This window comes from Lapidilactobacillus concavus DSM 17758, from assembly GCF_001435835.1.
Lineage (GTDB): Bacteria > Bacillota > Bacilli > Lactobacillales > Lactobacillaceae > Lapidilactobacillus > Lapidilactobacillus concavus.
In genome coordinates this window covers 1-11409 of record NZ_AZFX01000048.1, presented here as the reverse complement: position 1 = coordinate 11409, position 11409 = coordinate 1, and the positions used below count along the sequence as shown (strand labels likewise).

Genomic DNA, 11409 nt, shown 5'->3' with positions numbered 1-11409 from the left:
GTAAACGCGGTTCTGAATGTCTCTTAAAATCTGTCTCAAATATTGACTTCAATCCAGGTTTGAGTGACGAAGAATTTGACACTTACTTTACTACTGACAAGCCAATTCTCTTTGCATTCCATGGCTATGAAGGCTTAATTCGCGATATCTTCTTTGGCCGTCATAATCGCAATGTCATGATTCATGGCTACCGTGAAGATGGCGACATCACGACACCATTTGATATGCGTGTGCTTAATGGCTTAGACCGTTTCAACTTATCAAAAGACGTTGCTGTCGCAGTATATGGCGCTAAAGCTGGTGAATTTGCTCAAAAGATGGACGATAAAGTGGCTGAACATACTGCTTATATTCGTTCAGAAGGTACCGATTTACCTGAAGTTGAAAATTGGAAATGGGAAGCACTGAAGTAATCAAGTTGTGAGTTCAAGCGGCAGCTTTCTAGTTTCTCTAATTTGTTTCATAAATAAAAAATAAAAGGACGTGACAACATCTTGTAGCGTCTTTTTTTCGAGGTGAATAATTATGGGTACAATTGTATCGCCGTCATTACTGAGTGCGGATACATTTAAATTGGCAGCGCAAATTGAAACAGTTGAGGCAGCTGGAGCTCAGTATTTGCATGTTGATATTATGGATGGTCATTATGTACCGAATATCAATTTCGGTGATAAGTTTGTTAAGGATCTACGTCCGCATACCAATTTAGTACTTGATTGCCATATTATGGCGCAAGCACCAGAACAAATTGTCGAGGATACGGCTAATGCCGGAGGTGATATATTGACCTTTTACCCCGAAACAACAGCGCATCCTTATCGACTAATCGAACGGATTCACGAGCTTGGCAAAAAAGCGGGAATTGCGCTGGATCCTGGCTTAAATATCGCCCCATATCTGGATTTGTTACCGATTGTCGATCAAGTATTGGTAATGACAGTCAGTTCTGGTTTTGGTGGGCAAAAGTTCATTACGCAAATGACAACAAAAATCACAGCTATCAAGGCGTTAAAGATTGAAAATAATTATAATTTTGATATCGAAGTTGATGGCGGGATTACAGAGAAAACAGGGGCTTTATGCACACAGGCGGGTGCCAACGTGCTTGTCGCTGGGTCATATGTTTTCAAAAATGGAATTCAAGAACCGATTCAAAAATTGTTAGCACTGTAAATGAAAGCATTGGTTGTAAGATTCATAACAGCCAATGCTTTCTTACATATCAGATTATTTTAGTAAAATAATCAATTTGAGAATTGGGTGTTTAGTAAATATCAAGTAATTCTCATTGATAAATTATTGAAAGTGCTCTCATTTTGCGCTATTATATTAGTTATCTTAATTTACTAACTAAGGAGTCGGCCATGATTTATCATGATCCAATTATTCCGGGTTTTTACCCAGATCCTAGTATTTGTCGAGTGAAAAATAAATATTATTTAGTGACAAGTTCATTTAATTATTTCCCTGGAGTGCCTCTTTTTGAGAGCGAAGATTTAGTAAACTGGCAGCAAATCGGCCATGTTTTGACGCGCAAAAGCCAATTAGAATTGAAGGGAGCGTCAACTTCTGGTGGTATTTACGCACCAACAATTCGTTATCATGAGGGGCGTTTTTACATGATGACTACCAATGTTGATTACGGTGGTAATTTTTATGTTTGGACCGATGACATCCATGGTGAATGGAGTGATCCGATTTACGTTGAACAAGGTGGCATTGATCCGTCATTGTATTTTGAAAATGGTCATGCTTATTTCATGAGTAACGGTGAAGATGATGCTGGTGTCAGTGGGATCACACAATGTGAAATTGATATAGAAACTGGGCAAAAATTAACGCCTTCAAAATCGTTATGGCAAGGCGCCGGTGGCCGTTATCTTGAAGGCCCGCACTTATACAAAATCAACGGTTACTATTATTTGTTGGCTTCTGAAGGCGGTACGGAATATGGTCATATGCTGGTCTATGCGCGTAGCCAAGAAATAACTGGGCCATACCAAAATTTTGAACAAAATCCTGTTTTAACCAATCGCAATCTGGGTGGTTATCAGATTCAAGGCTGTGGCCATGGTGATTTAGTTAGTGATCCTAATGGTAATTGGTGGTTAGTGCATCTTGGCTTTAGACAACTTGATCGCTGGTTACAACATCATATTACTGGTCGTGAAGTCTACTTAGTTCCAGTCACATTTGACCAAAATGGTTGGTTTAGTGCTGGCGTAAATAAAACAACGCCCAAAACAATCGCAACGGATCGCATTGATGCGGCTATCGTTCAACAACCACTACCGAAGTTTAGTTTTGAAAATACCAAGTTAAAGCGAGAATGGTCTTTTTACGAAATCCTGATGAAAATAATTATCAAGTTGGAACGAATCAAATTAAATTACATGGCAATCAATTTAATTTAAATGAAACAAACCATTCGCCAACCGCAATTTTTATGCGTCAACGAGAACATAATTTTAAATTATCGACTACTGTTACCTTGGATCAAGGCGAAGCTGGTGTGAGTCTTTATATGTCTGACGATATTCATTATGATTTGGTTGTGCGTAAAATAGCGGGTGGTTATGCATTATTTCGCCGCATTCGTCTGGGTGCAGCGGACCAAGAACAATTTGTAAAGCGGGTCACTGCAAAACCTGAAGCAATGATTACGCTAAAAATTGCTGGTGACGCTTACCATTATCAGTTTGCGGCGACAATTGATCATGAAAATTATCAGTTTGGCGATGCTGAAACGAAATATCTATCAAGCGAGGTCGCTGACAACTTTACTGGTGTTATGATTGGTTTGTTTGCAACTGACTCTAAAGAAACATTTGCAACATTTAGTCATTTTTCTTGTCGGTATAATATCAATGAAAACGAGGCGTTATAAGAATGGATTGGGCAAGAACAGAAGCAAAGCGTTTGGTTGATCAAATGAGCGTGACGGAGAAAGTTGGCTTATTGTCAACACATCAAGTTGCGATTTCACGTTTAAACATTCCTGAATTTAATATTGGTGGCGAGGCAGCCCATGGTATTGTTGATCGGGAGAAATTTCATACGACTTCGTTTCCAATCCCCTTAACATTGTCACAAACTTGGAGTCCGGAGCTGTTAAAGCGCGTTGGCAATGTGATCTCTGATGAAGCACGAGGATTATATAATGCCACGGGTAAGCAACATTGGCTAATGCCTTGGGCACCAACGATTGATTTGGAGCGTGATCCTTACTGGGGACGTAATGAAGAAGGTTATGGAGAAGATCCGTATCTAACCGGGCAAGTTAGTGGTGGCTTAATTAGAGGCCTGCAAGATGACGGCCATTATGTCAAAGTTGCAGCAGCACCAAAGCACTTTTTTGCCAATAATAATGAAGTTGGTCGTGGCAGCACCTCCAACACGATAACGCCAGCAATGAAATGGTGCCTAAACGTGACATTATTGGTGAGCTAAAACAGGCGGCTTTGACACATGATTTACATTTTTGTACCTCAAATCATCGTGCTGAGCATTGGTGGTTGATGAGCCATGGTAAAGAGTTTGACAGTGATGTCCATGAACTCCTTAAAAACGGTGATTTTTATTGGCCGGCGATGCCTGAACCAAATAATCAAGATTTATTTAGCCAACCATATCCGACCACGCAATATCTTGAAGATTGGTTAGAGCGTGTGGTTGAAATTATTGATCGCTATGAACCCGAGTTGCTTTATTTTGACTGGTGGGTGCAACATCAAGCTTTTAAACCTTACTTCCAAGAAATGGCAGCTTATTATTACAATCATGGACAAAAGCATCACCACCCAACTGGTATTTGCTTTAAATATGATGGCATGGCTTTTGATACTGGTATTCCAGATGTTGAACGTGGTGGTTTCGCAGAAGCCAAGCCATTTTATTGGCAAACTGATACGGCAATTGCAAATAACTCGTGGAGTTACACCACATCACTCGAATACAAGTCAATCAATGAAATTTTGATTACATTGATTGATGTTGTCAGCAAGAATGACAATTTGTTACTAAACGTTGGTCCCAAAGCTGATGGTTCTTTTGCTCAAACTGACCGTGACATTTTAACCGCAATTGGTGCTTGGCTAAAAGTAAATGGTGAAGGTATCTATGGTAGTCGACCATGGAAGATTGTGCGTGAAGGCGAAACTAATATCTCAGAAGGTATGTTCCAAGATACCTCAAAATTGCAATACGGTGTCCAAGATATCCGCTATACTGCTAACCACGGTGCGGTTTATGCTTATGTTTTGAATCCACAACATAAGACAGCAGTAACCCTGAAAGCTTTTCATGCGTTTGATGAAAAAAATGAACCACCATTTCATTGGGTCATCAAATCTGTGTCTCAACTTGGTGCTGGTGAAACAACATGGCAAATTAAGCCAGAAGGTATGGTTGTTAAGATTAAACCAACTGAGCAAGATCAACCAGTTGGACTCAAAATAGTATTGGAGTAATGAACAATGCAATTAATTAAAGAAACTTTGAAAACGGAGCTTTCGAAGACTGCTGAATTTTATGGCTATATTCCTGATAATTCCGAGGAAATCGAGCCCAGCCGTGTTCGTCCAACGATTCTAATTTGCCCGGGCGGCGGCTACTCAATGACTTCTGATCGTGAAGCTGAGCCAGTTGCTTTAGACTTCTTGGCACGTGGTTATAACGCATTTATTTTGCGTTATAGCGTCGCTCCAGCGCGTTATCCGGTCGCATTAGTTGAAACTGCAACCGCAATGAAACTTATCCGCGATAATGCAAAAGCATGGCACGTAGATGAAAATAAAGTCATTATTGCCGGCTTTTCCGCAGGTGGTCATTTAGCAGCAAATTTTGCTACAAGCTGGGATCGTGATTTGGTTACCGAACATGGTTTTAAGGCAGCAGAAATTAAACCCAATGGCTTATTCTTGGGTTACGCTGTTATCAGCGATGGCAAAGAAGGTCATGCCGAGTCATTTAAGAATTTATTAGGTGATAAATACGGAGATAAAGCATTGATGGACAAAGTTTCAATTGAAAAACAGGTTACAGCGACAACACCACCAACTTTCTTGTGGCACACTGTGACAGATGATGTTGTTCCTGTTGAAAATTCCTTACTGTTTGCTAGTGCCTTAAAAGCACATGGCGTTTCATTTGAAATGCATCTCTTTCCTAAAGGTGGGCATGGCTTAAGTCTTGCAACACCACAAACTGCTATCGCTAGCAATGGTTACGGGAATGAACCGACGATTAGCGTTTGGGCGGATTTATTTGCAACTTGGGTCAACAATAATTTCTGATTGGAGTCAATGATGAAAAAATATCTTTGTTACGACGTGGGTGGCACCTTCGTCAAATATGCCATTTATGCAGAGGATGCAACCGTCATTACGAAAGGTAAGTTTAAAACACGAGTTGTTGATGCAAACCAGTTTTTTTCAGATTTAGCTAAAATCGCCAATGAGCAATCAGATTTAGACGCAATTGGAATTAGTTTTCCCGGATTTATAAATCCCAACACTGGTGAAGCTACTCGTGCTGGTGCGTTATATCAGTTAGATGGTCTGAATTTAGTTGATGAGCTGAAAACCCATCTCAATAACGTTGCCCTACTAGTAGTGATCGAAAATGATGCCAATTGTGCGGCTCTGGCTGAAAAGCTGAACGGTAACGCTCAAGATGTTCACGATTTTGCCGTTGTTACCTTGGGAACGGGCGTCGGAGGCGGTATTGTAATCAATGATCATGTTTTACATGGCTATCAGTATCGTGCGGGTGAGTTTGGCATGATGTTGACAGATTATTCTGAACATGGTGAGGCAACTTTACATGATTTAGCTTCAACTAGCGCATTGGTTAAACTTTATGCACAAACCAAGCGGTTGCCTGTTGAATCAGTTAGTGGTGAACAAATCATGGCTGAAGTTGATACGGACAGTCAAACTAGAACATTGGTTGATCAATGGGCGAACTATGTGGCCATTGCTATTTTTAACCTTTCTGTCACGAATGCGCCAGAACGGATCTTAATCGGTGGGGGAATTAGTCAAAACGATAAGCTTTTGCCAATTATCAATGCCGCACTGAATCGAATTCGTTTCTGGTCTGACTTTAAATGTGACCTCAAAACGTGCGCACATCATAATGATTCTGGATTATTAGGTGCATTATATTTAGCACAACAAATTCATTAAAGCGGAGGTAAACCCATGTATTATCAAAAATTAGATGAATTTCAAAAAAATTTTCTCTGGGGTGCAGCCTCAGCAGCTTATCAAATTGAAGGTGCCTATCAAGAAGATGGAAAAGGCTTGTCGATTTGGGACGAGTATGCACATCAACCTGGTAACACCTTTAAAGGCACGACTGGTGATGTCGCAATTGATCATTATCATCGTGTCGAAGAAGATGTCGCCTTAATGGCAAAAATGGGACTAAAAGCCTATCGTTTTTCGGTAGCTTGGTCTCGTGTTATTCCTGATGGTGAAGGTGACGTTAATGAAGCGGGATTGGCATTTTATCGCAAGCTGATTACATTACTCAAGCAAAATCAGATTGAACCCGTTTTGACAATTTATCATTGGGATTTGCCTCTAGCCTTACAAAAAAAGTATAACGGTTGGGGATCACGAGAAATTATTCCGGCCTTTGAAAAGTACTGTCGTACATTGTTTTCGGCCTTTAAAGATGATGTTAAATATTGGGTCACGTTCAACGAACAAAATGTCTTTACCTCTATGGGCTATCGTTGGGCACAGCATCCACCGAAGGTTACTGATATCAAGCGTATGTATGCTGCTAACCATATCATCAACTTGGCCAATGCGACCGCAATTAATTTATTTCATGAATTAGTGCCAAATGGGCAAATTGGTCCCAGCTTCGGTTATGGTCCAGTTTATCCACTGACTGGAGATCCAAATGATGTGCTTGCTGCGGTTAATGCCAATGATTTTAACAACAATTGGTGGCTAGATGTCTATTGCCGGGGTGAGTATCCATACTTCATGCTAAAACAGTTGCAAAAAGCTGGTATTGCTCCTGAAATTACTGCTGATGATCAAGTATTATTGAAGTCGGCAAAGCCTGATTTTCTAGGCATTAACTATTATCATGGTGGAACTGTACAAACAAATCGACTCCAAAAACCAGTTAAAGAAGCTGAGCAAAAAGACTTTTCAGCAACGGATCCTTATTTAATGCAACCTAAAGCTGATCAGGCACAATCGCCAGAAGTGCCAATGTTCAATTCGGTTTCGAATCCGTATCTCGACAAAACAGCTTGGGGTTGGGAAATTGATCCAGTAGGCTTTAGGGTAGCATTACGTCAAGTCTACGAGAAATACCGTTTGCCACTTTTCGTAACTGAAAATGGGTTGGGCGCAGTTGATGAACTCGTCGATGGCAAAGTAGACGATCAATATCGAATTGATTATTTAGCCCAGCACGTCAAAACCATGAAAGAAGCAATTACCGATGGTGTTGAAATGATTGGTTATTGTGCTTGGTCATTCTCAGATATCTTAAGTTGGTTGAATGGCTATAAGAAGCGTTATGGTTTTGTTTATGTGAACCGTGATGATGACAGTCAAAAAGATCTCAAACGTATTCCTAAAGCTAGTTATTACTGGTATCAACAATTAATTGCTCAAAATGGTGCACAAATTACAGCAGATAGTGAGGAGCAGTAAGATGAAATTTTTAAATGGTGGCTGGCTAGTTAAGGACGGCTATGATGTCAAATATGCACAGCATATTTATGATGTCCAAGTTAAAGGCAATAAGTTGATTTTATATGCGCCTTTTAATTATATCGATAATATGGGTGCCACCCTTGATGGTGGGTTGATGACAATTGAAGTTACCAGCCCAAGACCAGATGTGATTACAACACAACTGTACCATTATCATGGTGAGCAAGAAAAGCGGCCTACTTTTGAATTAAACACGCAGGCTGTTACGCCTGAAATTGAAGTTAATGACGATACATGTACTTTCGTTAGTGGTAAAACCAAGTTAGTCGTAAGCCGTGGCCGTCAAATCGACTTTAAATACTACTATGATGGCAAACTCTTGACTGAATCTACCGATCGGGCTAAAGCTTTGGTGACTGATCCTGAAGGATTACCACACATTAGTGAGCAATTAGTCTTAAATGTTGGTGAAAAAATTTATGGTCTAGGTGAGCGGTTTACCAACTTTATCAAAAATGGACAGACGGTTGATATTTATAATGCCGATGGCGGAACAGGTACAGAACAAGCTTACAAGAATATTCCGTTTTATATTAGTAACCGTAACTATGGTGTTTTTGTTGATACACCAGGAAAAGTTAGCTATGAAATTGGTAGCGAAAAAGTTTCTCGGGTGCAATTCAGCGTACCTGCAGAAGAATTAACTTATTCGGTTATCGGTGGTGCCGATATGAAAGGTGTGCTGGAAAACTATACCGGCCTAACTGGCAAACCTGCTTTGCCACCAGCTTGGACATTCGGCTTGTGGTTAAGCACTTCATTTACTACCGATTACGATGAAAAAACGGTCAATGAGTTTGTTGACGGCATGATTGAACGCGATATTCCGTTATCTGTTTTCCATTTTGACTGCTTATGGATGCGCGAATTAGAATGGTGCAATTTTGTTTGGGATGAGCGCAAGTTCCCAGAACCAGAAAAAATGTTAAAACGTTTGAAAGCTAAAGGCTTGAGAATCTGTGTTTGGTTAAACTCATACATTGGTCAAAAATCACCGCTATTTGAAGAAGGCAAAGCTAAAGGCTACTTCATCAAGAAGACAAACGGCGATGTTTGGCAGTGGGACAAGTGGCAAGCTGGTATGGCTATCGTGGACTTTACTAATCCAGAAGCAACTGCTTGGTATCAAGGCAAGATGGAAACACTCCTAAATATGGGTGTCGACTGCTTTAAGACTGATTTTGGCGAACGTATTCCAACTGAAGGTGTTCAATACTTCGACGGTTCTGATCCTGAATTGATGCACAACTACTACACCTTGCTCTACAATAAGGCAGTTTATGACGTCATTGCTAAGGTTAAAGGCGAAAAAGAAGCAGTTGTATTCGCACGTTCAGCGACAGTTGGTTCACAAAAGTATCCAGTTCATTGGGGTGGCGATAATTCATCAAATTATCCATCCATGGCTGAATCATTACGTGCGGGCTTGTCATTTGGTATGAGTGGATTTGGCTACTGGGCTCATGATATTTCTGGCTTTGAAGCTGAAGCAGATCCTGACATCTACAAGCGCTGGACACAATTTGGTTTATTATCTTCACATAGCCGTTACCATGGCAGTAATCAGTACAAGGTTCCGTGGTTATATGGTGAAGAAGCCGTTGAAGTATCGCGCAAATTCACAAAATTAAAGCTATCATTATTACCATACTTGATGGCTCAAGCGCACGAAACACATGAAACAGGAGTTCCAATGATGCGCTCAATGATTTTGGAATTCACTAATGATCGAGTTACTGAGGACTTGGACCGTCAATACATGTTGGGTGACAGCTTGTTAGTAGCACCAATCTTTAATACTGAAGGTCTTGGCCAATTCTATGTTCCTAATACAAAGGGTAACTGGATTAGTCTGTTAGATGGTAAAGTTTATCAAGGCGGTAAATGGTATGAAGAAACTTACGATTATATGAATTTACCATTATTGGTACGGCCAAACACAGTTTTAATCCAAGGACAAAAGGATAACACAACTGACTATGACTACACCAAAGCACCAACTATCCATCTCTATAACTTAGAAGATGGCGATCATGAACGTATCTTAACAGATACTTATGGTCAAATTGTTGGTCATGTTCAAGTTACTCGCAAGGGCCAAACCTTTAAGCTTACCTCCGATTGCTTACAAGATTTTACAGTCAAAGTTCATGAAGATGAACAAGTCACTGACTTCTCGTTTACAGGTAAAAACGGGGATTTTGACCTCGCGTAAACCGCGTTAATTATGAGATTGTGATTTTATGTAGCGCTTTCAAAAGTAACCTAAAAAGTTAGCATTTCTTTGTGCAAATTGACGTTGATTTGTTAGGCTAACTTACCTATGATGAAATCAGATATAATCATAGTCAGTTAGATAGGTGGATTGATGGGGTGGAAACGAGTAAAAGCTTAGTTCGTGAGTTAAATCGACGACGTGTTCTAGAAGAAGTATTTAGCAAAGGGCCGATCTCACGAAGTCAGGTCTCAAAAAACTTAAAGTTAAATAAAGTAACTGTATCGGAAATTGTTGCTGAATTAATCGATGAAGAATTATTCGAAGAGCTTGGACGTGGAGATAGTTCCTCACGAGGTGGTCGCAAACCAACTATGCTAATGCTTAATGCTAATTTTGGTTACGTTTTAAGCTTTGATATGGGATTTAACTACATTGATGTGATGATGAATCGTATTGATGGCAGCATCATTAGTTTTGCACATCATCGTGTTGGTGAAATTTCTATTGAAGAACGCTTAGACTTTATTGATATTACCGGGCATCAACTTACCGCGCAGGCACCAGTTGGACATGGCCTTCTAGGAGTCTCGGTAGCCATCCATGGTATTGTGCACGAAAATCAGGTGTTATATACACCCTATATTGATTTTAAGGATATTGATGTGGCTAAGGTTTTAACTGAACGTTTTCAAGTACCAGTACTTTTACAAAACGAGGCTAATCTTTCCGCAATTTATCAACGCGACTTTGAAAGTCAGTCTGAAGTTGATAATCTTGTGTGTATCAGTATTCATAAGGGTATTGGTGCCGGAATTATTATCAAAAATCGCCTTTACACTGGTATTCGTGGTGAAGCAGGTGAAATCGGGCATTCGCTGATTTATGATAAAGGTCAAAAAAAAGGTGAAGCTAAGTCCATCGAATCTTATTGCTCAGAAGATGCAATTTTAAAACGAATCGCTGACAGTACAGCTATTGAGAATTTACACCGCGATGATTTGAAGCAGTTATATAACGATGACAATGTAATTGTGCGCAATATCATTGACGAATTTTGCTTCTATACTGCAAGTATTGTATATAATACCATCGTGGCGCTTGATCCTGAAAAAGTGGTCTTAAATTCAAATCTAATCGCTGATATTCCCGAATTACTTGATACCATTCGTAATTATATTCCATCACTTACGAAGGATAAAACGCAAGTAGAGCTTTTGAAGAATTCTCGTTATGCGATTCTCCTTGGTGGTGCATCCATTATTATTGGAAATATTTTACGCGTTACGCAGGGCGATTTAAATTTTGCAAAGATTGATTTAAGCGATTTGGGATTGTAAAGATAGGGAAATCTTTCTAGATGTAAGCCTTTAGTGATTTCTAAAAACAACCCGAGTTTACAATTCAAGTGCAACACCCTGTGACCTAGACCAGAGTAGACAAAAA

General features: G+C 39.9%; 11 protein-coding genes. All 11 read left to right on the top strand.

Going from position 1 to position 11409, the window contains the following annotated elements; translation table 11 throughout:
• On the top strand, positions 1 to 413 hold a 413-nt coding region (locus tag FC15_RS05315; RefSeq protein ID WP_476737427.1), incomplete at its 5' end, for a phosphoketolase family protein.
• 112 nt (positions 414 to 525) lie between these two features.
• Positions 526 to 1173 (top strand): ribulose-phosphate 3-epimerase, encoded by a 648-nt coding sequence (rpe, locus tag FC15_RS05310; protein ID WP_057824668.1) that lies wholly within the window; start codon positions 526 to 528, stop codon positions 1171 to 1173.
• A 191-nt stretch (positions 1174 to 1364) separates the two neighbouring features.
• The gene (locus FC15_RS05305) at positions 1365 to 2414 is read left to right on the top strand and encodes a glycoside hydrolase family 43 protein (protein ID WP_201779854.1); all 1050 of its coding nucleotides are present in this window, start codon (positions 1365 to 1367) and stop codon (positions 2412 to 2414) included.
• Positions 2330 to 2887 (top strand): beta-xylosidase family glycoside hydrolase, encoded by a 558-nt coding sequence (locus FC15_RS09275; RefSeq protein WP_201779853.1) that lies wholly within the window; start codon positions 2330 to 2332, stop codon positions 2885 to 2887. Before FC15_RS05305 ends, FC15_RS09275 begins: the two co-directional genes overlap by 85 nt.
• A gap of 2 nt (positions 2888 to 2889) precedes the next feature.
• Positions 2890 to 3450, top strand: a complete 561-nt coding sequence (locus tag FC15_RS05300; RefSeq protein WP_057824666.1) for a glycoside hydrolase family 3 N-terminal domain-containing protein — start codon at positions 2890 to 2892, stop codon at positions 3448 to 3450.
• Positions 3417 to 4469: an alpha-L-fucosidase gene (locus tag FC15_RS05295; RefSeq protein ID WP_057824665.1), complete on the top strand. Its 1053-nt coding sequence runs from the start codon at positions 3417 to 3419 to the stop codon at positions 4467 to 4469. The genes FC15_RS05300 and FC15_RS05295 overlap by 34 nt, the downstream gene beginning before the upstream one ends.
• A 6-nt stretch (positions 4470 to 4475) precedes the next feature.
• Entirely contained in the window at positions 4476 to 5294 is an 819-nt protein-coding gene (locus tag FC15_RS05290; RefSeq protein ID WP_057824663.1) for an alpha/beta hydrolase, read from the top strand.
• A gap of 12 nt (positions 5295 to 5306) precedes the next feature.
• Entirely contained in the window at positions 5307 to 6188 is an 882-nt protein-coding gene (locus FC15_RS05285; protein WP_235803340.1) for an ROK family protein, read from the top strand.
• 15 nt (positions 6189 to 6203) lie between these two features.
• Complete coding sequence (locus tag FC15_RS05280; RefSeq protein ID WP_057824658.1) at positions 6204 to 7685, top strand: glycoside hydrolase family 1 protein; 1482 nt, start codon at positions 6204 to 6206, stop codon at positions 7683 to 7685.
• A 1-nt stretch (position 7686) separates the two neighbouring features.
• Positions 7687 to 9963 (top strand): alpha-xylosidase, encoded by a 2277-nt coding sequence (yicI, locus tag FC15_RS05275; RefSeq protein WP_057824656.1) that lies wholly within the window; start codon positions 7687 to 7689, stop codon positions 9961 to 9963.
• Between the two features lie 158 nt (positions 9964 to 10121).
• On the top strand, positions 10122 to 11303 hold the full coding sequence (locus FC15_RS05270) for an ROK family protein (protein ID WP_057824655.1): 1182 nt from the start codon (positions 10122 to 10124) through the stop codon (positions 11301 to 11303).
• The last annotated feature ends 106 nt before the right edge of the window (positions 11304 to 11409 follow it).